24 protein-coding genes and 9 tRNA genes are annotated in these 25,488 nt (G+C 31.9%); 28 read left to right on the forward strand and 5 right to left on the reverse strand.

Annotation, left to right across the window (positions count from 1 at the left end; translation table 11 throughout):
- Positions 1 to 24 precede the first annotated feature (24 nt).
- The 18 genes from KA909_RS00555 to fumC all read left to right on the forward strand — a co-directional run bounded on the left by KA909_RS00555 (position 25) and on the right by fumC (position 9,724).
- Positions 25 to 108: transfer RNA gene (locus KA909_RS00555), tRNA-Tyr, on the forward strand.
- Between the two features lie 8 nt (positions 109 to 116).
- A tRNA-Trp gene (locus KA909_RS00560) sits at positions 117 to 190 on the forward strand.
- Between the two features lie 2 nt (positions 191 to 192).
- Positions 193 to 265 (forward strand) — tRNA-His (locus KA909_RS00565).
- Positions 266 to 279: 14 nt separating this feature from the next.
- Positions 280 to 351: transfer RNA gene (locus tag KA909_RS00570), tRNA-Gln, on the forward strand.
- A 5-nt stretch (positions 352 to 356) separates the two neighbouring features.
- Positions 357 to 430 (forward strand) — tRNA-Cys (locus KA909_RS00575).
- An 8-nt stretch (positions 431 to 438) separates the two neighbouring features.
- A tRNA-Gly gene (locus KA909_RS00580) sits at positions 439 to 513 on the forward strand.
- A gap of 12 nt (positions 514 to 525) precedes the next feature.
- Positions 526 to 600, forward strand: a tRNA-Gly gene (locus tag KA909_RS00585).
- Between the two features lie 99 nt (positions 601 to 699).
- Positions 700 to 774 (forward strand) — tRNA-Gly (locus KA909_RS00590).
- Between the two features lie 44 nt (positions 775 to 818).
- Positions 819 to 902: transfer RNA gene (locus KA909_RS00595), tRNA-Leu, on the forward strand.
- Positions 903 to 1,344: 442 nt separating this feature from the next.
- Complete coding sequence (locus KA909_RS00600; RefSeq protein WP_193839166.1) at positions 1,345 to 2,403, forward strand: PTS sugar transporter subunit IIC; 1,059 nt, start codon at positions 1,345 to 1,347, stop codon at positions 2,401 to 2,403.
- 275 nt (positions 2,404 to 2,678) lie between these two features.
- Positions 2,679 to 4,133 carry an ABC transporter substrate-binding protein/permease gene (locus tag KA909_RS00605; RefSeq protein ID WP_193839167.1) on the forward strand — a complete coding sequence of 485 codons (1,455 nt, stop codon included), beginning with the start codon at positions 2,679 to 2,681 and terminating at the stop codon, positions 4,131 to 4,133.
- Positions 4,126 to 4,848, forward strand: coding sequence for an amino acid ABC transporter ATP-binding protein (locus KA909_RS00610; RefSeq protein WP_053030628.1), 723 nt, complete (start codon positions 4,126 to 4,128; stop codon positions 4,846 to 4,848). The genes KA909_RS00605 and KA909_RS00610 overlap by 8 nt, the downstream gene beginning before the upstream one ends.
- Positions 4,849 to 5,002: 154 nt before the next feature.
- A complete protein-coding gene (gene queG / locus KA909_RS00615; RefSeq protein WP_075108969.1) occupies positions 5,003 to 6,130 on the forward strand; it encodes a tRNA epoxyqueuosine(34) reductase QueG in 1,128 nt (375 codons plus the stop codon).
- Positions 6,131 to 6,601, forward strand: coding sequence for a tRNA (uridine(34)/cytosine(34)/5-carboxymethylaminomethyluridine(34)-2'-O)-methyltransferase TrmL (gene trmL / locus KA909_RS00620; protein ID WP_053030624.1), 471 nt, complete (start codon positions 6,131 to 6,133; stop codon positions 6,599 to 6,601). It begins immediately after the preceding gene.
- A 171-nt stretch (positions 6,602 to 6,772) separates the two neighbouring features.
- Positions 6,773 to 7,372 carry a 6-phosphogluconolactonase gene (locus KA909_RS00625; RefSeq protein ID WP_193839168.1) on the forward strand — a complete coding sequence of 200 codons (600 nt, stop codon included), beginning with the start codon at positions 6,773 to 6,775 and terminating at the stop codon, positions 7,370 to 7,372.
- A 22-nt stretch (positions 7,373 to 7,394) separates the two neighbouring features.
- Positions 7,395 to 7,544 carry an SAS053 family DNA gyrase inhibitor gene (locus tag KA909_RS00630; protein ID WP_210129870.1) on the forward strand — a complete coding sequence of 50 codons (150 nt, stop codon included), beginning with the start codon at positions 7,395 to 7,397 and terminating at the stop codon, positions 7,542 to 7,544.
- A 194-nt stretch (positions 7,545 to 7,738) separates the two neighbouring features.
- Positions 7,739 to 8,146: a hypothetical protein gene (locus KA909_RS00635; RefSeq protein ID WP_193839169.1), complete on the forward strand. Its 408-nt coding sequence runs from the start codon at positions 7,739 to 7,741 to the stop codon at positions 8,144 to 8,146.
- Between the two features lie 192 nt (positions 8,147 to 8,338).
- The gene (gene fumC / locus KA909_RS00640; RefSeq protein WP_075108972.1) at positions 8,339 to 9,724 is read left to right on the forward strand and encodes a class II fumarate hydratase; all 1,386 of its coding nucleotides are present in this window, start codon (positions 8,339 to 8,341) and stop codon (positions 9,722 to 9,724) included.
- Between the two features lie 64 nt (positions 9,725 to 9,788).
- Here the strand turns inward: fumC and KA909_RS00645 are convergent, their stop codons facing one another.
- Positions 9,789 to 10,613, reverse strand: coding sequence for an RluA family pseudouridine synthase (locus KA909_RS00645; protein ID WP_193839170.1), 825 nt, complete (start codon positions 10,611 to 10,613; stop codon positions 9,789 to 9,791).
- 188 nt (positions 10,614 to 10,801) lie between these two features.
- On the opposite strand from KA909_RS00645, the gene KA909_RS00650 reads away from it, so the two are divergent.
- The 8 genes from KA909_RS00650 (at position 10,802) to yhaM (ending at position 20,450) form a co-directional block, all read left to right on the forward strand.
- Complete coding sequence (locus KA909_RS00650) at positions 10,802 to 11,911, forward strand: GAF domain-containing sensor histidine kinase (RefSeq protein WP_210129871.1); 1,110 nt, start codon at positions 10,802 to 10,804, stop codon at positions 11,909 to 11,911.
- A gap of 22 nt (positions 11,912 to 11,933) precedes the next feature.
- Positions 11,934 to 12,557, forward strand: a complete 624-nt coding sequence (locus KA909_RS00655) for a response regulator (RefSeq protein WP_053030614.1) — start codon at positions 11,934 to 11,936, stop codon at positions 12,555 to 12,557.
- A gap of 263 nt (positions 12,558 to 12,820) precedes the next feature.
- Positions 12,821 to 13,285: an XRE family transcriptional regulator XdrA gene (xdrA, locus tag KA909_RS00660; RefSeq protein ID WP_053030612.1), complete on the forward strand. Its 465-nt coding sequence runs from the start codon at positions 12,821 to 12,823 to the stop codon at positions 13,283 to 13,285.
- A 297-nt stretch (positions 13,286 to 13,582) separates the two neighbouring features.
- Positions 13,583 to 14,713, forward strand: a complete 1,131-nt coding sequence (locus KA909_RS00665; RefSeq protein WP_193839172.1) for a DUF445 domain-containing protein — start codon at positions 13,583 to 13,585, stop codon at positions 14,711 to 14,713.
- Between the two features lie 69 nt (positions 14,714 to 14,782).
- Complete coding sequence (locus tag KA909_RS00670; RefSeq protein ID WP_011275418.1) at positions 14,783 to 15,127, forward strand: YlbF/YmcA family competence regulator; 345 nt, start codon at positions 14,783 to 14,785, stop codon at positions 15,125 to 15,127.
- A gap of 262 nt (positions 15,128 to 15,389) precedes the next feature.
- A complete protein-coding gene (locus KA909_RS00675) occupies positions 15,390 to 16,586 on the forward strand; it encodes a metallophosphoesterase family protein (protein ID WP_075108977.1) in 1,197 nt (398 codons plus the stop codon).
- Positions 16,576 to 19,512: an AAA family ATPase gene (locus tag KA909_RS00680; RefSeq protein WP_210129872.1), complete on the forward strand. Its 2,937-nt coding sequence runs from the start codon at positions 16,576 to 16,578 to the stop codon at positions 19,510 to 19,512. Before KA909_RS00675 ends, KA909_RS00680 begins: the two co-directional genes overlap by 11 nt.
- A complete protein-coding gene (gene yhaM / locus KA909_RS00685; protein ID WP_075108979.1) occupies positions 19,509 to 20,450 on the forward strand; it encodes a 3'-5' exoribonuclease YhaM in 942 nt (313 codons plus the stop codon). The genes KA909_RS00680 and yhaM overlap by 4 nt, the downstream gene beginning before the upstream one ends.
- A 159-nt stretch (positions 20,451 to 20,609) precedes the next feature.
- Here yhaM and prsA read toward each other — a convergent pair whose 3' ends face one another.
- The 4 genes from prsA to KA909_RS00705 all read right to left on the reverse strand — a co-directional run bounded on the left by prsA (position 20,610) and on the right by KA909_RS00705 (position 23,398).
- Complete coding sequence (prsA, locus tag KA909_RS00690; protein WP_075108980.1) at positions 20,610 to 21,584, reverse strand: peptidylprolyl isomerase PrsA; 975 nt, start codon at positions 21,582 to 21,584, stop codon at positions 20,610 to 20,612.
- Between the two features lie 170 nt (positions 21,585 to 21,754).
- Positions 21,755 to 22,312 (reverse strand): DUF3267 domain-containing protein, encoded by a 558-nt coding sequence (locus KA909_RS00695; protein WP_210129873.1) that lies wholly within the window; start codon positions 22,310 to 22,312, stop codon positions 21,755 to 21,757.
- A 142-nt stretch (positions 22,313 to 22,454) separates the two neighbouring features.
- Positions 22,455 to 22,829, reverse strand: a complete 375-nt coding sequence (locus KA909_RS00700) for a YtxH domain-containing protein (RefSeq protein WP_053030596.1) — start codon at positions 22,827 to 22,829, stop codon at positions 22,455 to 22,457.
- A gap of 143 nt (positions 22,830 to 22,972) precedes the next feature.
- The gene (locus KA909_RS00705) at positions 22,973 to 23,398 is read right to left on the reverse strand and encodes an HIT family protein (RefSeq protein WP_075108982.1); all 426 of its coding nucleotides are present in this window, start codon (positions 23,396 to 23,398) and stop codon (positions 22,973 to 22,975) included.
- Positions 23,399 to 23,528: 130 nt separating this feature from the next.
- Between KA909_RS00705 and ecsA the strand changes: the two genes are divergently transcribed.
- Positions 23,529 to 24,269, forward strand: a complete 741-nt coding sequence (gene ecsA / locus KA909_RS00710) for an ABC transporter ATP-binding protein EcsA (RefSeq protein ID WP_053030592.1) — start codon at positions 23,529 to 23,531, stop codon at positions 24,267 to 24,269.
- A complete protein-coding gene (gene ecsB / locus KA909_RS00715) occupies positions 24,262 to 25,485 on the forward strand; it encodes an ABC transporter permease EcsB (protein WP_193839177.1) in 1,224 nt (407 codons plus the stop codon). The genes ecsA and ecsB overlap by 8 nt, the downstream gene beginning before the upstream one ends.
- Positions 25,486 to 25,488 lie beyond the last annotated feature (3 nt).

Raw genomic sequence — 25,488 nt, forward strand, 5'->3', positions numbered from 1 at the left:
GTCCTCTGGCCGGCACCATCTCTTGGAGGGGTAGCGAAGTGGCTAAACGCGGCGGACTGTAAATCCGCTCCTTCGGGTTCGGCAGTTCGAATCTGCCCCCCTCCACCATCTATAATAGGGACATAGTTCAACGGTAGAATAGAGGTCTCCAAAACCTTTGATGTGGGTTCGATTCCTACTGTCCCTGCCATGGCGGTTGTGGCGAAGTGGTTAACGCATCGGATTGTGGTTCCGACACTCGAGGGTTCGATTCCCTTCAACCGCCCTTAATAATATTAATGGGCTATAGCCAAGCGGTAAGGCAACGGACTTTGACTCCGTCACGCGCTGGTTCGAATCCAGCTAGCCCAGTTATTGGCGGCATAGCCAAGTGGTAAGGCAGAGGTCTGCAAAACCTTTATCACCGGTTCAAATCCGGTTGCCGCCTCCATGCACGATGCGGGAGTAGTTCAACTTTTAGAACACATTCCTTCCCGGAATGAGATATAGGTGCAAATCCTATCTTCCGCTCCATATTTTAATAATGCGGGAGTAGTTCAACTCTTAGAATATGTTCCTTCCCGGAACAAGGTATAGGTGCAAATCCTATCTTCCGCTCCATATTCTAATAATGCGGGAGTATTTCAACTCTTAGAATACGTTCCTTCCCGGAACGAGATATAGGTGTAAATCCTATCTTCCGCTCCATATTTTAGTAATGCGGGAGTATTTCAATTTTTAGAATACGTTCCTTCCCGGAACGAGATATAGGTGCAAATCCTATCTTCCGCTCCAAGTTTTTGCTTCCAAATGGAAGTTTTTTATTTATCAAAAATTGAGCCGGCGTGGCGGAATTGGCAGACGCGCGGGACTCAAAATCCCGTTCCTGTATTGGAGTGTCGGTTCGACCCCGACCGCCGGTATACTTTTAAATTCTGTTAGGAATTTTTAGAGTGAAAATGTTGTTAAATCAATGTTTTCGCTCTTTTTTTATGCTTTTAGACACTTTTAAAAACTATTTTTATGTCACATCTATGTCACGAGAGGGGACTAAATTAAAAATTTATGTCACAAGTTATATCACAACTCATTAATGATGTTAAGTGCTTTCTTATTATCTTTTTCATAAGTTTCTTTTAGATAATGGCCTTAATCTTGCATTGTTATATCAATAGAAAATGGCTTAGACTTTTGGATATGATAAAACAATTTAAAACTTTATTTGATAATAATTTTTAAATAACTTTTTTAATGGTTTGTATTGTTAGTATCAACATTAATTTTTGATTAAAACTTATTTGTTCATATTGTTAAACACGGTAGATTGTACTAATATAAAGCTAATGTTTAAAATCGGAGGCTACTATGAGTAAACAACGCATAAGTTTAAAGTATTTTTTTAGTAATATTCTCAATGCTGTAGGCGCTGGAGTTGTCATTGCTTTATTGCCAAATGCATTGTTGGGAGAATTTTTAAAATTATTTATGGATAATCATCCATTACTTCAATTAGTATTCCATTTAGTGATTATTATTCAATCATTTATGGCATTTATTATTGGAGTTTTAGCAGCACATCAATTTAAGTTTAATGGTTCAGGCTCATGTATGATTGGTGTAGCGGCTATGCTTGGATCTGGAGCGGTACAATTTACCTCTCAAGGTATTGCATTAAAGGGCATTGGTGATATTATTAATATTATTTTAGTGGTCATTATAGCGTGTGCATTATATATGCTTTTGCAAGGGAAATTAGGATCACTTGAAATGATTATATTACCAGTCTTAATTCCTGTTGCAAGTGGTTTAATAGGACTTTTAACATTACCTTATGTACAAACCATAACTAATGGTCTTGGTCATATGGTAAATTCATTTACAGCTTTGAATCCACTCATTATGTCAATTTTGATTAGTGTAACGTTCTCATTATTGATGGTTACACCGATTTCATTAGTTGCTATTGCCACAGCTATAAGCTTAACTGGTTTAGGAAGTGGTGCAGCCAATATGGGAATTGTAGCTGCTTGTGTTACTTTCATATTTGGATCAATACGAGTTAATTCAATGGGTGTTAATATTGTATTACTCATTGGTGCTGCAAAAATGATGATACCTGTATATTTAAAGCATTTAATCATTGCGGTTCCTCTAACTTTAAATGGTATCGTATCAGGCGTATTAGCATACGCCATTGGAATTAAAGGTACACCATTATCTGCTGGATTTGGATACACAGGTTTAGTTGGACCAATCAATGCCTTTAATAGGATGCCTGGTGATGCAACAATGAATATTATTTTGCTTATTTTTGGTTACTTGGTAATTCCATTTGTGAGTGCATTTATTATTCATGAAATATGCAAAAAATTAATTCCTAGTTATCATGATGGTATTTATAAATTTGAAATACCTAAGCAATAAAGCTTGCTTACGAGCCAGGAATATATTTAATATTGAAGTTATTATACAAATTCGCAGTAGGTGACTGAACTGTTAAGACACTAAAGTTTTTTTCAGTATAGTCATCCTTGCGTGTGGTCAATAAAAAATTTTATAAAGACATTCTACAAGCTAAGCAAGCTGGGAGTTGGACAATGAATTTAAAAAGAATTCTGTCTAACTCCTTTTTTTAAATATACTATTGTATATTAATACGTTTATATGTATAATAATGAATTAATTAAAGGAGGTTGCTTATGAAAATAATTACTAAAGTACTAACTATAGCAATCTTAATTAGTTTGACATTGATATACATACAACCAATGGTATTAGCTGATGAAGATGCAACTTGGAATAAAATTAAAGAAAGAGGTGAATTAAGAGTAGGACTATCAGCCGATTATGCACCACTGGAATTTGAAAAAACAAAAAATGGTAAGACAGAATATGTGGGTGTAGATATTGAATTAGCTAAAAAAATTGCAAAAGATAATCATTTAAAATTAAAAATTGTTAATATGCAATTTGATAGTCTACTTGGCGCTTTAAAAACTGGAAAAATAGACATTATAATATCTGGTATGACGTCTACACCTGAAAGGAAAAAAGAAGTAGACTTTTCAGAGCCATACATGGAAACAGGTAATGTAATGTTAATTAGAGAAAATAATAGTGATGTATTTCATACGTTAAATGATTTTAAAAATAAAAGAATAGGCGCTCAAAAAGGCAGTGAGCAAGAAAAAATTGCGCAGCAAGAAATAGAAAATGCACAATTAAGTTCACTCAATCGTTTACCAGATGCAATTTTAGCTTTGAAAAGTAAAAAAATTGATGGATTAGTTATTGAAAAGCCAGTAGCTGAAGCCTACGCTAAGCAAAATAAAGATTTAAAAATTGCCAATGTCTCATTTAATGAGGAGAAAAAACCTACAGTCATTGCTTTACCTAAAGACTCACCTATTTTATTACAACATTTAAATGAGTCAATCAAAAATGTTAAAGATCATAATTTAATCAATAAATATATGAACATAGCTTCAGAACAAATGGTTGACGATGGTAGTTTTATTCAAAAGTATGGGACTTTCTTCGTTAAAGGATTGCAAAATACTGTACTTATTTCTTTAATCGGTGTAGTTTGTGGAGCAATTATTGGATCATTTATTGCACTTGCAAAACTTAGTAAATTTAAAATTCTTTCATGGCCAGCGTCAATTTATATCGCATTTTTGAGAGGAACACCAATGTTAGTGCAAGTTTTTATAGTCTTTTTTGGAACAACTGCACTCTTAGGGTTAGATATTTCTGCACTTATTTGTGGAACGATTGCATTAGTCATAAACTCTTCTGCCTATATTGCAGAAATAATTAGAGCTGGAATTAATGCCGTTGATAAAGGTCAAACTGAAGCTGCGCAATGCTTAGGTTTAAATTATTCAAAAACAATGATTCACATTGTATTACCTCAAGCATTTAAAAATATATTACCAGCTTTAGGAAACGAATTTGTAACTTTAATAAAAGAGTCATCTATTATATCTACAATTGGTGTTGGTGAAATTATGTTCAACGCTCAAGTTGTACAAGGTATATCATTTGATCCTTTCACACCATTAATCATAGCTGCATGTATGTACTTTATATTAACTTTCTCATTATCAAGCGTTATGAGTTTAATTGAAGGGAGAATGAAAGCAAGTGATTAAAATAGAAAATCTAACTAAAAAATTTGATAAAATTGAAGTACTTAAAGATATTAATTTGGAAATAAATAAAGGTGAAGTTTTAGCCATCATCGGACCATCTGGAAGTGGTAAAAGCACATTGCTAAGATGTATAAATTTGTTAGAGACACCAACTAGTGGAAAGGTTATTTTTGAGGGAACTGAACTGACTCATCAGAATAATAATTTAAATAAATTACGTCAAAAAATGGGAATGGTATTCCAAAATTTTAATTTATTTCCACATAAAACAGTCTTGGATAACATCGTTTTGGCACCTAAGTTACTAAATATGAACGATTTAAATCAATTGAAACAAGAGGCACTTGCATTACTTAAAAAAGTGGGACTTGAAGATAAAGCTGATGTTTATCCTTCACAATTATCCGGCGGGCAAAAGCAAAGAGTTGCGATAGCTAGGGCATTGGCTATGCATCCAGATATCATATTATTTGATGAACCTACATCTGCATTAGATCCCGAAGTTGTATACGATGTGCTCAATGTCATGAAAGATCTAGCTAAAGAGGGTATGACAATGGTTGTTGTGACTCATGAAATGGGATTTGCGAGAGATGTAAGTGATAAAGTTATTTTTATGGCTGATGGATACGTTGTAGAAGAAGGTTCACCTCAACAACTATTTCAGTCACCGAAGCATAAAAGAACACAAAACTTTTTATCTAGAGTACTATAGAAATAATAATGACTGATTAAGGAGTCTGAGACATATACGTTTCAGACTCCTATTAAAATGTAAAGATACTTAAATAGTCCATAAATAATTAACGATTTCTTTAAGAGGATTGTGTTAAAATGTCATATGTATCATTTTTAAGGAGGCAAATGTATTGGATTATAATTGGCTTAAAGAAGAAATTATCGATTATGCATATTCAATAGGCATAGATAGCATTGGTTTTACTACAGCTGATCCATTTGATGAACTTAAAAAGAAATTAGAAGATTATCACGCAAAAGGCTATGCTTCAGGGTTTGAAGAATCAGATATTGCATTACGAACTGAGCCAAAATTAAGTTTGCCTACTGCACGTTCAATTATAGCAATAGCTGTTGGATATCCTAATAAACTTAAAGGTGCACCTAAAAGTGTTAGAGGTGATCGTCGCGGGATGTTTGCACGCGCTTCTTGGGGACAAGATTATCACTCAATTATGCGAAAGCGTTTAGATAAACTTGCGGATTTTATACAATCTAAAGTGCCCGAAGTAGAAATACAGAGTATGGTTGATACTGGCGTGTTATCCGATAGGGCAGTTGCAGAGCGAGCTGGACTTGGATTTGCAGGTCGAAATGGATTTATTATTAACCCCGATTTAGGTACCTGGACTTACTTAGGAGAAATGTTAGTGAGTATACCATTTGAGCCAGATGATCCAATTCTTGATAGCTGTGGTGACTGTACGATATGCGTTGATAGGTGTCCTACGGGAGCACTTGTTGGAAACGGTCAATTAAACGCTCAAAAGTGTATTAGCTTTTTAACACAAACGAAAGGATACCTACAAGATGAATATAGATATAAAATAGGTAATCGTTTATATGGATGTGATACATGTCAACAAGTTTGTCCTAAAAATAAAGGAATAAACACGACACATGATGATATTATACTAGAACCTGAGATATTGAAACCACGATTAGTACCATTATTACAAATGAGCAATAAAGAATTCAAACAAACTTATGGTCATTTAGCAGGTGCTTGGCGTGGAAAAAAACCAATTCAACGTAACGCTATTATTGCATTAGCACACTTTAATGAAGTTGCCGCTATACCTGAACTTAAAGAAGTAGCATTAAATGATCCAAGGCCAATGATTAGGGGAACTGCGTACTGGGCAATTGGCCAAATTCTAGGAGAAGAAGCACGTGAATTCATAGACGAAAACTATGAACATGAACTTGAAGAAGTTCAAAATGAAATGATAAAAGGATTAGAAATGAGGAAACTTTAAATGACAAATCATATTGTTTTATTTCAACCAGAAATTCCTGCTAATACAGGTAATATCGCTCGTACTTGTGCAGGGACAAATACACATTTGCATTTGATTAAACCATTAGGGTTTAGTACGGATGATAAAATGTTAAAACGAGCTGGTCTTGATTATTGGGAACACGTTAATATTACCTATCATGAAAGTATTGAAGACTTCTTTGATATTACAAATGGTGAATATTATTTATTAACTAAATTTGGTAAACAAACTTATAGCGATTTTAATTTCGCTAAAGAGAATACAGATTATTATTTTATATTTGGTAGGGAAACAACTGGATTACCTGATTGGGTTAAAGAGAAATACGCGGATACAGCATTAAGAATTCCTATGAGTGAGAATATTAGATCATTGAATTTATCTAATACAGCAGCATTGTTAATCTATGAAGCGTTACGACAACAAAACTTTCCTGGTTTATCGTAAACATTAATTCGAAAGTTGAAATTCAATGCATCTTTTTATTAAAAAATGTTATATTTATTAGTGATTTAATATAACATTTTTAAAATAGTTTGATTTAATGTCTACCAGGGTATTCTAATAAATAATACGTTATTTATAAGACATTGATGAACTAAGAGGAGTGTAAAGACAATGGCAATGAACTTTAAAGTATTTAATGATGTAGAACACGTAGCTGAATACACAGCAGATATCATTAGAAAGCAATTTAATAACAATCCTACAACGATTGCTGGCATTCATTTAACTAAAGATGCGGCACCAGTATTAGATGAACTAAAGAAAGATGTTGATCATCATGCAGTCGATTTTAGTCAAATAAATATTTTGGATTATGATGATAATCGTTCATATTATGAGGCGTTAGGCGTACCTGCTAGCCAAATTTATCCAATTAATTTTGATGATGATGCGGAGTCTTTAATTGATGATAAAATCAAGACGAAAGAGAATAAAGGAAAATTAATTCTACAAGTTACATCTATTGATGAAGCGGGTAGTTTAAATGTAAACGTAAGACAAGGTTTATTAAAATCACGTGAAGTTGTTTTAGTTGTGACTGGTGCAAATAAACGTGAAGTTGTTAAAAAACTTTATAAAGAAAATGGTAAATCAAGCTTTGAACCTTCTGATCTTAAAGCACATAGAATGGTAACAGTAGTGTTAGATAGAGCGGCTGCTGAAGGTCTACCTGAAGATGTTAAAGAATATTTCACTGCTAGATTTGCTTAAATTTAAAAGTGAGGTTTGACAAATGACTGAAAATAAAGGTTCGGAACTAAATTATCGTGAAGAAGAAAATGCGATGGTGCAAGATTTAGATGATTTAAAAACCTTAGGCAAAGAGATGGAACAAATTTCTGAAGAAAATGATGAGGACAAATTAAATCAATCGCATGAATAGATGATAGCTTTAAAACGAATACTTTTGATTCATATAAACTTGAGACCTTTAAAGATGTCTCGAGTTTATTTTTTTAGGAAACAAGCATACTAAGTAAATGTAAATTTTTACTAGTTTAATGGCTGAATACAATTTAATGCATTATGAAATATGGTAAAATATATTTCAATCATTAAATATAAGGAGAGCGTAAAATGTTACATAAATATTGGCTTCCACTAACGATTGCCACTATTTTGATTAGTTTACTTTCAATTAAAGGATTCCCAATCGCATTTGGTGCACTTTATCTACCTATATTGTTTAAAATTATTAAATTGCAATTAAACTTATCCAACGGTTTAATTGAAAATATAAGTGCGCAACCTTTCATCAAAAGTAATCAAACAGGTGTATTCATAAGTGTGTTATGTTGTATTTTAATAACTGGTATTTTAATGTATTCATTAAATGATTTTTATGCACAACTCACGGGATTTATAGGCTTTCTAATTCAATTAAGTCCTTTTACATTGATCATTAGTGTGGTGTTATATATTTTAAGCGCTTTAGCAGTTATTAAAGCAGTTAAAGTTAAATATGGTTATAACAAGCATGAATAAGGTTAATTCGGTGAAGAACAATTGAATAGTGTATCAAAAATAACGATTAGAATAATGCATCCATATTCTAACCGTTATTTTTTTATTTGAGCTTTAATTTAATTTGTTGAAACCGCTTTAATAATGCGTTGCCCCTTTAATTTAAATAATGCTATACTATGGTTAAATAATTGTATAAGGGGAGATTTTCGCATGTCAGTAAGAATTGAACACGATACATTCGGAGAAATTGAAGTACCCGGAGATAAATATTGGGGTGCTCAAACGGAGAGAAGTAAACGAAACTTTCCAGTAGGTAAAGAACGTATGCCAATTGAAGTGGTTTATGGATTTGCCCAATTAAAAAGAGGTGCAGCATTAGCCAATCATGAATTAGGAAAATTAAGTGATGCTAAAAAAGATGCCATCATTTACGCTTGTGATTTAATCTTAAAAGGGGAATTAGATGAACATTTCCCACTTGTTGTTTGGCAAACAGGAAGCGGTACTCAAAGTAATATGAACGTTAATGAAGTTGTTAGCTTTGTAGCAAATAAATATTTAAAAGAGCAAGGTATTGACGAATCAATTCATCCTAATGATGATGTGAATAAATCTCAAAGTTCAAATGATACATTCCCAACAGCAATGCATGTTGCGTTATATCATGAAGTGGAAACAAAACTTGAACCCGCTTTAAAACATCTTCGTGATACTTTTAAAGAAAAAGAGGATAAGTATCAATCAATTATTAAGATTGGTAGAACACATTTACAAGATGCGACACCAATTAAATTAGGACAAGAAATCAGTGGTTGGCGTTATATGTTAGATAAATGTGAAGAATTATTAGCAGAATCAAAAAAACATATCTTAAGCTTAGCTATCGGTGGAACTGCTGTTGGTACAGGTATTAATGCGCATCCAGAATTTGGTAATAAGGTTGCTAAATTTATCTCAGATAATACTGGATATAACTTTGTATCATCTGACAATAAATTCCATGCATTGACATCTCATGATGAAGTTGTTCAATTACATGGTACGTTAAAAGCGTTAGCAGCAGACTTGATGAAAATCGCAAATGATATTAGATGGTTAGCGTCTGGTCCGAGAGCGGGACTTGCAGAAATTTCAATTCCTGAAAATGAACCAGGATCATCAATTATGCCTGGTAAAGTAAATCCGACACAATGCGAAATGCTTACAATGGTTGCAGTTCAAGTTATGGGTAATGATACAACAGTAGGTATTGCAAGCTCACAAGGTAATTTTGAACTGAATGTATTTAAACCAGTGATACTTCATAACACATTACAGTCAATCTATTTACTAGCTGATGGTATGCAAACATTCAATGATAACTGTGCGGTAGGCATTGAACCAATTGAAGAAAATATTAATAATTATTTAAATCAATCATTAATGTTAGTAACTGCTTTAAATCCGCATATTGGTTATGAAAAAGCGGCTCAAATTGCTAAAAAAGCACATAAAGAAGGATTAACTTTAAAAGAATCTGCTATCCAATCTGGTCATGTGACAGAAGAACAATTTAAAGAATGGATTAAACCTGAAGATATGGTAGATCCACATTAATAAAAACGCATAAAATAAATAAGGGAGTAACTGTCGACTGATATCGACAGTTACTCTCATTTTTTTATTCATCATCTAGGCTAACAGAGATGAGTGCTTGAGTTAATGGATGTCTAAATTCAATTTTATGACTATTAAGTTCTAACTGACGTAATGTTGAATCGCCATATAAAGGATCTCCAATTACAGGGTGACCAATTTCAGCTAAATGAACTCGAATTTGATGCGTACGACCAGTATCTAATTTAATATCTAATTGGCATACGCCTTCTTTTATCATTTTAGAAGATAGTATATGTGTAATTGCGCGTTGACCAGTGTTTGAAATTCGACGTTTATTAGGATGGAATTTATCTTTACCTATAGGACTATCAATCGTTTGAGGTTTAATAGGTAACAAAGATTTAACATTCGCTTTATATATTCTAGTAATTTCATTTTCTTCTAACATACGATCTAGAATTTTTTTCATCAAAGGGTTCTTCGCCACAATAAGTAAACCAACTGTTTCTTGGTCTAACCGATGGATAGGTTCTACATAATCACTATCTAGGGTGTAAATAACGTGATTCATTAGCGTATTACTTTCTTTTAAATCATTCGGGTGTGTCTTAACACCTTTAGGTTTCATTACAATCGCTAAATCGTCATCTTCATAACTAATTTGTGCATAACGATAACTAGGTAAATAATTACTTTTTTCTTCAGGAGTAGGGATAAAAACGTCATCACCAGTAACCACTTTGTCTGTTAATTTAGCAGGCTGATGATTAATCATTATTTCTTTTGACATATTTAATTGGTGTAAATCTTTTTTAGGTAATTTCAATGATTGAAAGATTTCTCTCAATGTATTTTGATTATAATTCTCAGGTATTTTAAACTTCATAATTTCCTCCTATAGCATTCGCATTTATCATATCATATCTTCAGTTGCTATTGATGTACTTAAACATATTTATATGAAAATCACCATTACGTAGAACGAAATGTAACTTAAATATTTTTATATTTTTAAAAATTTAAATCTCACTGTATAATAATACTAATGCAAATTTGAGTAATTGGAGCGATTTGATGGAAAAACCGACACGTTTAGCATTATTAAAAGAGATAGCAGAATATCTCAATGAAGAAACGGAATTATATGACATGATGCATGGCGCTCTAAATTATTTAATCAAAGGAAGCAACTTTACGACTGGATGGATATTCTTTATAGATGATGATGGAGAACATGAAATCGTTGCTGATGTCGATCTTCCAGGTGCATTAAAAAGAAATCATTGTCGTTATATGAAAGAAGGGTCTTGTTGGTGCGTAACTGCATACCATCATGGTCGTTTAACAACTGCATCTAATATTATTAACTGTTCTAGAATAAATATAGCGAATCAGACATATAAAGCAGAAACAGAAGGTGTGACCCATCATGCAACAGTGCCATTACGGTCTGGAACGGAACAATATGGGTTACTTAATGTTGCATCACCTTATACAACACATTATAGTGAAGAGGATTTAGCTTTATTAGAATCTGTAGCATTACAAATAGGTTCTGCCATTAAACGTATATATTTAACGGATCAAGAAAAAGAGGCAGCTAGAATAAATGAGCGAAATCGTTTAGCAAGAGATTTACATGACTCAGTTAACCAACTATTATTTTCTTTAAAATTAACAGCCCATGCAGCACATGATATAACAACTGATGAAATGGCAAAAAAAGCCTTTAAGACGATTGAAGAAACAAGTCAAAGTGCTGTTAATGAAATGCGTTCATTAATTTGGCAACTAAAACCAGTAGGGCTTGAGCATGGATTAGTGCACGCGTTAAAGCAATATGCCCAAATTCTAAATATGAATGTAACTATCGATGTTGATGGGTTGATTGACTTATCTAACATCTTAGAAGAACACGTTTATAGAATTTTACAAGAATATATCAACAATACTAAAAAGCATGCTCAAACCAAAGCAATACATATTATTTTAAAACAAGAAAAAGAGCGGTTGATGATTTCTGTTGAAGATGATGGTGTTGGTTTCGATATGAATAAAGCAATCAACAAATCATCACAGGGTTTAAGGAATATAAATCAACGTATCTATGCATTAAACGGGCAGTTTAAAATTGATTCAAAGCTAAATAAAGGAACAACATTACGATTCAGTATCCCTTTATAAATAGGTGAAAGGAGTCATCATTGTGGCAACAGTCATACTAATTGACGACCATCATATTGTAAGACAAGGACTTGAGTTTCTATTATCAACTGTAAATGATTTAGAAGTATTAGCTAGTTTAGCAGATGGTCAATCTCTAATTAATTATTTAAATGAACATGATATACCAGATATTATACTACTAGATTTGGTTATGCCTGAAATGAATGGTATTGAGGTGACAGAGTATGTGAAACAACACTATCCAGATATTAAAGTGTTGGTATTAACGAGTTATGTGGATGATGAACATGTTATATCAGCAATTAATAAGGGAGCTGATGGATATGAAATGAAAGATGTTGAACCTCAAAAATTGATAGAAACAATACATGACGTATTGAATGACAAACGTATTATTCATCCAGATGCTCAAAGTGTATTAGATACAGTTTCATCAAAACCACATAACACTAATAAGCTGTCTAAACGCGAAATAGAAGTATTAGCAGAAATGGTTAAAGGTAAAACAAATAAAGAAATCGCAAATACTTTGTTCGTGTCAGAAAAAACGATTAAAACACACGTGAGTCATATTTTTAATAAATTAAATGTGACTGATCGTACTCAAGCAGCTATTTATGCAATTGAAAATCGACTTGTATAAAATCGTATTTTATAAATGTATAGGGTCATAGATTTCAATTGCCATCTAAATGTGGTTAAATATGACAAATAAGTTCGAAAATCGATTAATTTAATTATTTTGATAATTTTGGCATTAATAAAATTGTCTACAAAAACAAAAATTCCTCTTTTCATTTTATTGAAAATATATTAAGATGTAATTTGTGTTTCAAGAAATGTGTATTATTGCAATTTCTTGTGTCCGGATAAATTAACCCCTATTAGAAAGGTAGAGAATAAAATATGGATAGACAGAGTTTCACAGATTTAATTCAAACAAAATTTAAAATGGTTCGTATTGAAGCGGGCTATACGCAAGATACAATGGCTCAAACAATTGGCCTTTCAAAAAAAACGTTAGTTCAAATTGAGAAAGAACGTGTGTTACCTAACTGGACGACATGTGTATCAATTTGTGCATTATTTAGAGATTCAGATGTACTAAATAATACATTTGGTTGTGATCCTTTGGAAATTGTACAAACTATTTCTCGTAATCATTGTGCATATCCAAATCATTCAACAACAAGTGATATTTATTGGAATACAATTGAAACGCGTAACGGCTTCATTTTGCAAAGTAATAAAGTAAGTAATATCTATAGAGTGTTAAATTCTGAAAAACAACCAATCTTTGGTACTTCAAAATTAAGAGAAGCTGAAACATACTTCAATAGAAATGCGAAAGAAGAACTAATGCACGTTTAATTATAGTTAAATCATTATTATTCAGTATGAAAGTGATAGAAGAATCTTCATCGATTTAATCACTTCCGAGTAATATTTTTATTTATAAATCTAAAATAACTAGCAAGTTCAAATTTAACTTGAGTTTGATTTGATTGCTAATTTTAAGGCGAGCCTGTGATATTGATATCATGGCTCGTTTTTAATTTTCTTTCTGTAATGCATAATCTATTTAAATGAAGTGTAAATTAAAGGAATCATCAATTACAAAGTGATATAATCATCATATTGTAACAATAATTTTAAGGAGAAATTAAGATGCAGGCTTTTTTAGTTATCCTATTTATGGTGGTAGTAGGGGCTGTTATTGGTGGCGTAACAAACGTTATTGCGATTAGGATGTTATTTCATCCCTTTAAACCATACTATCTATTTAAAATGCGTGTACCCTTCACGCCAGGGTTGATCCCAAAAAGAAGAGAAGAGATTGCTACTAAAATAGGGCAAGTGATAGAGGAACATTTAATTACGGAGTCTGTTATTAAGCATAAGTTAAACGAACCTCAAACGCGTGATGCTATCAATGATTTGGTAAGTAAGCAACTATCCAATTTAAGAAAAGATGATGCAACTATCCGAAAGTTTGCACAACAATTTAATTTTGATATAGATGATCTAATTAATAATAAGATGAATCGCGTAGTATTAAATAAATTAAATTCGTATTATTATGATAAACAAGATACCTCAATTAATGAAATATTGCCGGCAGAAGTGATCACCATGGCTGATGAGAAGTTAGAACAAGCGGGTGATTTAATTAGAGAACGTGCACGTCATTATCTTTCATCAGATAAAGGTGCGAGAGATATCTATGACATGTTAGATACCTTCTTCACTGAAAAAGGTAAAATCGTCGGGTTATTACAAATGTTTATGACTAAAGAAAGTATTGCTGATCGAATTCAACATGAATTAATACGTTTGACCAGACATCCAAAAGCTAAAGTGATTATTGATAAAGTGATTCGAGATGAATATGAAACACTTAAATCTCAGCCTTTAAGCCAAGTTGTAAAGGAAGAGCAATTCACTCATATTACTGAGTCAGTCGTGCACTTAATTACTACGAATTTACAATTAAATCAAAAAGTGGATATGCCATTAAAGAATTTAGCACCAACGTTAATTGAACATCTTCAAGCTGGGGTAGCAAGTACAATGACTGATTTAATTATTAAACAGGCATCAAATCACCTTTCAACCATTATGACTAAAATTAATTTACGCCAAATGGTTGAAGATCAAATTAATACATTCGATTTAGATTACATTGAAAAATTAATCATTGAAATTGCGAATAAAGAGTTAAAACTGATTATGTCATTAGGTTTTATTTTAGGTGGTATCATTGGATTTTTCCAAGGTTTAGTCGCAATCTTTGTCTAACTATAAATAATATGTTATGGTTATTAAGAGTTGTCAAAAATTACTTTACACTAAGGAGTGCAAACAGATATGGCAGTAAATTTATATGATTATGCAAATCAACTAGAACAAGCATTAAGAGATAGCGATGAGTATAAAGCTATTAAAGACGCTTTTTCTAAAGTTAAAGATAACGAAGAATCAAAAAAATTATTTGATGAATTCCGTGAAACACAATTAAGTTTCCAACAAAAACAAATGCAAGGTGAAGAAATTCCTGAAGAAGATTTAGCAAAAGCTCAAGAACAAGCTCAAGCTATTGAAAAAGATGAAAATATTTCTGAATTAATGCAAGCTGAGCAAAAAATGAGCCAAGTATTCCAAGAAATTAACCAAATTATTGTTAAACCTTTAGATGAAATTTATGCTGACTAATTGTTAGCATTTGAGCAGTCTGGGACATAAATAATATAATCATGCTATTTAGCAAATTCGCAGTAGCTGACTGAACTGAGAAGGCGCTTAAATCAAGCTTTTCTCAGTTCTAGTCATCCTTGCGGGGGTGGGACGAATTCAAAAAGAATTCTGTCCCGCTCCTTTTTTTAATACATAAGTTCTTCGACCCGAGTAATCAAATTATGGTAAAATATAGGAATACATAAAGATATATGAACATGCTATTAAGGAGCTAATATCAATGATAAAATTTATTCACTGTGCGGATTTGCATCTCGACAGCCCCTTTAAATCTAAAAGTCATTTGGCGCCATCCATTTTTGAAGATGTTCAAAACAGTGCGTATGAAAGCTTTAAGAAGATTGTCGATACTGCATTGAAAGAAGAAGTTGATTTTGTTCTCATCGTTGGAGATTTATTTGATAGTGAGAATCGCACATTGCGTGCTGAAGTATTTTTGAAAGAACAATTTAAACGATTAGAAAAAGAGCAAATTTTTGTGTATATAAGTCATGGTAATCATGACCCATTAACTGAAAAAATTACGAACGATTGGCCAGATAATGTTTCAGTATTCTCTAATAGAGTAGAAACTTATCAAGCTATTACTAAAGATGGAGAAACCATTTTTATCCATGGTTTTAGTTATCAACATGATACAAGTTATGAGAATAAGATTGATGAATTTCCATCGAGTCAAGGTAAAAAAGGAATCCATATTGGCATGCTGCATGGTACATACAGTAAATCGTCAACTAAAGATCGATACACTGAATTTATTTTAGAGGATTTAAATCAGAAATTATATCATTATTGGGCGCTAGGTCATATTCATGAAAGACAAGAATTAAGCGACATGCCCCCAATACATTATCCGGGTAACATACAAGGACGTCACTTTGGCGAACAAGGGCCTAAAGGATGTTTATTAGTTGAGGGTGATCATTTAAGATTAAATGCAACATTTATTCCAACGCAGCAAATTCGATTTGAAGAAGCAACAATTAACACAGATAAAGTTTCTAAACAAGGGATTTATGAAGCAATTCAATCATTCAAAGAAAGCGTTCGTTCTAATGGAAAAGCGTTTTATAGATTAACGGTTAATTTAGATAGTGATAAGCCATTATCTTCTCATGATATTAGTCAGATTAAGGAAATGATTGACGATTACGAAGAGAATGAACACCATTTTGTAATGATAGAATCGCTAACATTTAATTATATCCAAATGGATGAAACACCTCTTGTCAGGGAATTTTCAGCTGATTTAATCAAAGATAATAAAGTATTTGAAGCAGCAATGACGGAATTGTATTTAAATCCTAGAGCTTCTAAATATTTAGAAGACTATACTGATTTTGATAAGGTTGAACTGGTTAATCGTGCTGAAAATATTTTAAAAGCAGATATGAGAGGTGAAAGTGATGATCATTAAATCTTTAGAAATCTATGGTTATGGACAATTTGTACATCGTAAGATTGAATTTAATCGTGAATTTACTGAGATTTTTGGAGAGAATGAAGCGGGTAAATCAACGATTCAAGCTTTCATCCATTCCATTTTATTTGGCTTCCCTTCTAAAAAAGAAAAAGAGCCTCGATTAGAACCTCGTATGGGAAATCAGTATGGGGGTAAACTGACGCTTATTCTAGATGACCAATCAGAAATTGTTGTTGAGCGCGTTAAAGGTAGCGTTTCAGGTGATGTGAAAGTTTATTTGGAAAATGGCTTAATTCGTGATGAAGCATGGCTCAAGAAAAAATTAAACTATATTTCTAAAAAAACATATCAAGGTATCTTCTCATTTAATGTGCTTGGATTACAAGATATTCACCGTAATTTAGATGAAGATCAATTACAAAGTTATTTACTTGAAGCTGGCGCACTCGGTTCATCAGAATTTACTATGATGAATAAAATGGTCAGTCAAAAGAAAACAACATTGTATAAAAAAGCGGGTAAAAATCCAATACTTAATCAACAACTTGAGGAACTGAAACAGTTGGAAGCGCAAATTAGAGAAGAAGAGGCGAAGGTGGATGAGTATCATCGTTTAGTAGATGATAGAGATAAGTCACAACGTCATTTGGAACATTTAAAAGCCAATTTAAACCAATTATCTAAAATGCATGAAAGTAAACAGAAGCAACTCGCTATACATGAGCAAGCCCAAGAATGGAAAGATCTAGAACAGAGATTAAATATCGAGCCATTGCGTTTTCCTGAGAAGGGGATTGAACGCTATGAAACAGCTTCAAATTACAAACAATCATTAACTAGAGATATAAGCTTGCGAGAAGAGAAATTAAAGCAATTAGAGCATGAATATAATGCAATTGTAGTTTCTAATGAAACTACTGCTAAACATATTTATGATTTAACACGTGACGAAAATGAAATGCAACAGGCTGAACTGAAATCTTCTGCACTCGAACAAGACATCGATGATTATGAACGTCAAGAAGTAGATTTGAAATCCAGCATTGGTTGGCAAGAAGTTCATCACGATACTGACACATCAGACGCCAAGAAAAACTATGTTAGCGAAACGATTAAAGCGCGTAATGAACAGAACGTATTGAAACAACAAATCGAAAGATCCATTGATGAAAATCAAATCGAACAAAATGCACTGACACAAGAAATTGATCATTTAGAAAAAGAATTAGTCCCTGAAGACGCTTTAGATAAGAAAAAGCAATATAATCAACAAAAACTCGAATTACACGAAAAAGAAAACCTGTATAACAAACTCAAAGATACATTTAATTCCGATAAAGAAAGAAAACAACAAAGAAATTGGTGGTTAAGACTAAGTTTCATAGTGCTTTCAGTCATCGGATTAGGTTTAACCATTTTCTCATTTGTAACGCAGAACCTTATATTTGGTATTATCTTTGCGATTTTAACAGTAGTCTTTATTATTGGTATTTTCTTAGTAAGAACGAAGGAAATTGATTATAGTGAATCAATTAGTGAAGAAATAAATGATTTAGAACAACAAATAAATGATTTAGAATCTGAATATGATTTAAACTTCGATTTAGATCAACAATTTCAACTTCGCGAGCGTTGGAGTAACGCAAGTAATAATAAGAGCGTCTTAGCAAATAAATTAAATCATCAAGAAAGTTTACTACAAAAAACAGAAGAACAAATCAATACGCTTACGCATCAATTAGATGAAGTTAAAGCCAATTTGAAATTGCCGAATAACATGACAGATGATTTATTGCTTGATAGCTTCAAAACAATGAATCAACTGAAATCAAATGATAGTTATCGCAATAAATTAAAGCATCAACATCAAGAAGTAAATCAAAAATTGGATCAATTTTATCAAACTGCACATGAATATACTGAACATGAAATTAGTCCATTCAATAAAGCTTCATTATTTACGGATTTAAAAAATTGGATTTCTAATTATGAAAGTAAAAGAGAGAAAAAAGAACAACTTAAAAATCAAATCGAGCTATTAAGTAATGAATTAAAACAATTGAAAGAACAACTTGAAGAAAATGAGCATACAATTGATACATTATTTAACTATATCGAAGTTTCAAGTGAAGAGGCATACTATCAATCGTATGAGCAATATCAACTTTATCATCAACAATTGACTAGATTTAATGATTTAACATTATATCTTGAGAACCAAGATTTCTCATATGAAGATAGTTCAGATTTAAGCGAAAAGACAACTGCGCAATTAGAAGAAGAAGACGCTACGCTTGCGAAACAAGTAGATGACTATAATGACCAATATTTAGATAAACAAACAGAAGTCAGTGACTTGACCGCTCAAATTAATTATATGGAAACAGACAAAACATTATCTAAGTTAAGACACGAATACTATAACTTAAAAAATAGAATGAATGATTTAGCTAAAGATTGGGCAAGTTTAAGTTATCTAGAAGCACTTATTAATGAACATATTAAGCAAATCAAGGACAAGCGTTTACCACAAGTGATCAATGAAGCTGTCAATATTTTCACATCACTCACAAAAGGTAATTATAATTTGATTACCTACGAAAATGACACAATAATGGTTAAACATAATAATGGTCAAATGTATCACCCACTTGAACTAAGTCAATCAACGAAAGAATTATTATATATTGCACTTAGAATTAGTTTGATTAAGATATTAAGACCATATTATCCATTCCCAATCATTATAGATGATGCATTTGTTCATTTTGATAAACAAAGAAAATCAATGATGTTAAACTATTTAAGAGAATTAGCTAAAGACTATCAAGTATTGTACTTCACTTGTATGAAAGATACTGCAATTCCTTCTAAAGAGATGCTCATATTAAATAAAGTAGAGGAAGGCGGAAAACGATGAGAAATGTAGAAAAGCTAAATCCAGGAGATTCGGTTGATAATTTCTTCTTAATCCATAGAGCTACACAAGGTGTTACTGCTCAAGGAAAAGATTATATGACATTATTCTTACAAGATAAAAGTGGTGACATTGAAGCCAAACTATGGACAGTGAGTAAAGAAGATATGCAAATACTTAAACCAGAGACGATTGTTTGGGTTAAAGGCGATGTCATTAACTATCGAGGTCGCAAACAAATGAAAGTCAATCAGTTTAGATTAGCTAAACCTGAAGATGGCTTAAAGACACAAGATTTTGTAGATGGTGCACCTTTGACACCTGACGAAATCCAAGAGAACATTTCACACTATATTTTAGATATTGAAAATGCAAACTTACAGCGTATCACACGTCATCTATTGAAAAAGTACCAAGATAAATTCTTTACGTATCCAGCTGCAAGCTCACATCATCACAATTTTGCCAGCGGATTGAGTTATCACGTGCTAACCATGTTAGAAATAGCCAAATCATTATGTGATATTTATCCATTGTTAAATCGTAGCTTATTATATAGTTCAATTATTTTACATGATCTAGGTAAAGTAAGGGAACTAAGTGGACCTGTAGCAACAACGTATACGGTTGAAGGTAATTTACTAGGTCATATTTCGATAGCGAGTGATGAAGTTGCGGACGCAGCTAGGGAACTAGGAATTGATGGTGAAGAAGTCATGTTACTTCGACATATGATTTTAGCCCATCATGGTAAAATGGAATTTGGTTCACCTAAGTTACCACACTTAAAAGAAGCAGAAATATTATTCTTTATTGATAATATTGACGCGAAGATGAATATGTTTGAAAAAGCATTTAAGAAAACAGATAAAGGTCAATTTACCGAACGTATTTTTGGTATGGAAAATCGACAGTTCTACAATCCAGAAAAATTAGATTAATAAAAAAGCGTTTTTACTTTATCCATTATGTAAAGTCAATTTACGATGGAAAGTAAAAACGCTTATTTTATAAATTGTTATGACTAAATAAAAGGCGCAAGCTAGACTTTGTGATGTGGTCTAACTTGCGCTTTCATTTTTAATTAGTATCTTTGAAAATTATGAAGATAAGCTTGATGCTGATGAAGAACTATCTGAAGACGATTGTTGTTGTTTAAGTTTATCAGGATTTAGGATAGTGTTTTCTACAGCTTTTTTAATATCACTATCTTTATAATCAACATCATATTCTTTTAATAAATCTTTATAAGCATCAGTTAAAATTTCTGGATTTTTTTGTACTTTTTGTTCTATTAGTTTAGCTTTCAATTTAGATTTTTGTTTATCAAAGTCGTTTTCTTTATCAGCTTTAATAATATGGTAACCGTAGTCGGTTTTAACTACATCTGAAACTTGACCTTCTTTTAATTTGAATAAAGCTTTTTCAAATTTGCTTACCATTTGTCCTTTGACAACATAACCTAAAGAACCATTTTTCTTGGCACTTGAAGCGTCCATAGATTCTTTCTTAGCAATTTCACCGAATTTTTCTGGATTTTTTTCAACTTCTTTTTGAATTTTCTCAGCTTTTTCTTTTGCTTTTTTATCTGATAAACCTTCTTTATCATCACTATTTGATTTCACTTTAATTAAAATGTGAGAAGCTTTTTTAGTGTTATCTTTGATTTCTTTATCAGACACTTTAACTTTATCAGCAAGTAATTGTTTTTGGTATGCAGCAAGTTTTTTCTGCTCTTTATAATCATTTAAAGTCATACCTTGTTGTTTAAGCATGCTTTCAAATTGATCTTTACCACCATACTGTTTTTGCTCTTTTTTTATTTCATCATCGATATCTTTTGTATCGACTTTATCCTTGTATTTATCTTCTAAAATTTTATTTAATGCAATGCTAAATGATGTACTTGCAATTTGTTCATCACCAATTTTATTCATTACATCTTTAACTTTTACATCTCCAGCTTTGGAAGAGATTAATGTATTACTTTCAGAATCTGTTGCATTTGATCCACAAGCACCTAAAAGTAAAGCACTTGCAGTTACTGGAACAATTAATTTATTCATAATTTTCATGGTTGATAGCTCCTTTTACATTAATAACAAAGTTACTATAACATATTATGAAAGCATCACCAATTAGAAATAGGCGAGATACTGCTAAAGTACGAGATTTAATCGGACTTAAGTATTAAAAATATCGAACCTGAAACATGCGACATGCTTTAAGTTCGATATGGTTTGTTTTAATGAAATGATTGGTAGGGCACTTTATTTAAAATATTAATACCTGTTTGATGTTCCTCTATAAAATGACCTTCATTTGAAAAAATAATAATTTTAAGATATAAAAAATCCATTACAGATATGCCAAAATTTAAAGCCAATAAAAACATAAAATAGTGGCCATATTGTGGGAAATGCATCGTTAATACAATTAAAATAAAAGTGATTAATATGAAAGGTAAAATCAAGTTAATACAAAAATATAGTTTATGGACTGGCGTGCTTACATAAGTGTTGAAATAAGGTAACCACCGCTTCTTATTTAATTTATGAATTCTAAATGAATTCATATAAGGCAAGAAAAAGAGCAAGTGGATTGATTTATGAATAGGGTACATCAATACAGCGAATACTAATAAAATCATAAAATGACGATCTGATAAAGGTGTATTCACAAAATAGTACATGATTTCATAACTTATTAAAAACGCGATGATAGTAATCGTAAAACTTAAAAATGCGATTCTTGGCACACCAAACCGTGCATGAATGTCAATTTGACGTTTACATAGGAACATAAGGACACCTCTTAATAGGTCTTAATTATATACGCTACGTATTATCTAACTATCAATGTAAACAGTCAAGTCCAATTTGCTATAAATATAAAAGGAGTGGTGTTAATTCAAAATGAATCTTACACCACTCTAATTTCGTACATTATTTATTATCTTTAGAAAAAGTATTACTTATTTCTTCGCCACGGTTTTGTAAGTTCTCAATGTGGGATTGTAGTTTTTCAATGTTTGGATTAATGTCAGATTTAAAATCACCAATGAGTGTTTTAAATTCATCACCAATGTCACTACCATAAGAGACACCATCATTCTTAACTTGTTTCGCATAATCTATAATATTATAAAAATTACGTTTAAGTGATGCTATCTCACGTTCTAGTTCAGAACGAGATCCAGTAGGTTCTTTTGCATCAATTGTGTTGTTTTTTACACTTTGATCATCACGGTTTAACCATGAAACAGCGATTCCAGATGCCACTCCCACAGTAATACCAAATAATACGCGTGATACTTTCATGTTTTATTCTCCTCACTTGTTATGTCGTTATCGGATAATAATAGAATAGTGAAATCATAACAATTTCTATTTCTATATCAAACATATGTCGACAAGCTAATTTTAATTGTATATTACCCTAAAATGACATTCAATATGCAGAATTATTCAAATTGAGCTTTGATTTGATTAGCGATAGCTTGTTTTTGTTCATCATTGATTTCATTTTCATGCGTTTCCCAATGATAGCCGAAGCCGTCGATATCATTTTCGTAACGTGGTAGAAAATGAAAATGAATATGGAATACAGATTGATCTGCAAACTCACCATTGTTTTGAATGATATTTAAACCATCAGGATTGAAGGCTTTTTTAATTGCGTTAGCGACTCTAGGTAAGGCTGCACCAATATGTGCCATTGTCTCTTCATCTGTTTCAAAGATATTAGGTGATGCTTTTTTAGGAATAAGTAACGTATGTCCTTTAGTTACTTGAGAAATATCTAAAAATGCATAAACAAATTCATCTTCATAAACTTTGAAGCTTGGAATTTCTCCAGATAAAATTTTACTAAATACTGTTTCAGCCATTTGAATGCACTCCTTTTACGTATTTATAGCTTATTATAGCATTACTCATTAAAAATTTCGTTAATGAAGTAATTGTAATTTTAGTAGTTAAAAGCTAATTTTGGTACAATGATAGTCATGGAGGTGCCATATGACAGTCAAAGTTGAACATTTGACAGGAGGTTACGGAAAACGTCCTGTTATTGAAGATATAAATTTTGAATTAAAAGCAGGAGAAATTGTTGGTTTAATTGGATTAAATGGTGCAGGTAAGAGTACAACCATTAAACATATGTTAGGCTTACTAACGCCAACAGAAGGTAAACTTTCTATCTCAAATACTGAGATTACCGATGATATCGAAGTGTATCGCAAGAAGTTATCTTATATTCCTGAGTCACCCATCATATATGAAGAATTAACATTGGAAGAGCATATCGCCATGACAGCAATGGCTTATCAAATAAGTGAAGAAGAAGCAATGAAACGTGCACGTCCATTACTTAAAACTTTTCGATTAGAGAATGAGTTGAAAGTATTCCCAAGCCACTTCTCTAAAGGAATGAAGCAAAAGGTAATGATTATCTGTGCTTTCATAGTGAACCCGGAATTATATATTATAGATGAACCATTTTTAGGTCTCGATCCATTAGGGATTCAATCAATGTTAGATTTGATGGTTGAAAAGAAAAACGAAGGGCGTACGGTTTTGATGAGTACTCATATTTTAGCGACTGCAGAACGATATTGTGATCGCTTTATCATTTTAGATAAAGGGAAAGTGGTTGCATTTGGGGATTTAGAGGAACTTCGCGAACAAACTGGTTTACATGGTCGCACACTTGATGACATCTATATACATGTCACACAAGGTGGTCAAGCAGATGGATAAATCAGCTACGTCTTTATTTAGAACGAGATTAGATGCAATTCGAAAAGAAAAAAGCTATTATAATAAGTTTATTTTCAATGGTCATTTTTCAGTGTTTCTTTTAATTTTATTAGGAGCGTTTATATTAGGATATGGTCAATGGTTACAACATATTCCTAACGATATTGATTATGCATTGTGTGCGAGCGTATTGTTAGCCTTGACATCTATCTTTCCGATACGAACATTTTTGAAAGATGCAGATAGAATATTTTTACTTCCGTTTGAAACACACATGAAGGACTATATGAAGTTGAGTTTACGATATAGTTATTTTAATAGAATTGCTATTCAAATCGTATTACTCATTATCTTGTTCCCATTATTTTCTAAATTAGATGATCATGTACTAACACCTTATATTATTTTTAGTATTTTAACTTTAATCCATCCTTGGCTAGGGTTGAAATTGAGATGGCAATGGTATCAAATCAGAAAATCAAGTTGGAGCATCAGTATCATTCTATTTCTATTTAATTTAGTAACCTTTGACTTAGTCCTAGGCTATCAAATGTATTGGGGAATCGTCCTTACACTTATTTTATTAAGTGCAACGTTTCTACTTCCTAAAGCTAACCATTCAAATTTATATCCTTGGGAGCGAATGATTAGCATAGAAGAGAGACATCATACGAATTACTATAAATTTGTAAATATGTTCACAGATGTTAAGCACTTAAAAGAAACAGCAGTTCGACGTAGATATTTAGATGTTTTTTTACCAACACCTAAAGGTCGTAAATTTAATTCGAAAAATATGTATCTTTACCTTTTCACTCGAAGTTTTGTTCGTGGAAGAGATGCATTTAGTATTATTCTGCGTTTAATTATAATTGCATTAGTATTAATGATTTGGTTATCTTTCCCAATCGTTTCTGTGATTATTGGATGTTTATTCATGTATATAACATTATTACAAATGTCCCAATTTTATACACAACAAGCCTATGGATTATGGCCTCAAGTTTGGCCAGTGTCAGATGTTGAAGTGATAAAAGGGTACGAAAAGTTTTTATATCGACTAATGTTAATCATAGGACTTATTTTTTCAATTACATTTATTAGTATTTATCCGCAGTATTTCTTTTTCGCGCTTATTTTCTTTATAGTAGGGTGGTTAACGATTAGAAGTACAATTAAAAAATTACAATATCAAGAATCACTGCTCAAAGATTAATAA

The sequence above is a fragment of the Staphylococcus sp. GDX8P54P genome (genome assembly GCF_017893165.1).
GTDB lineage: Bacteria > Bacillota > Bacilli > Staphylococcales > Staphylococcaceae > Staphylococcus > Staphylococcus borealis.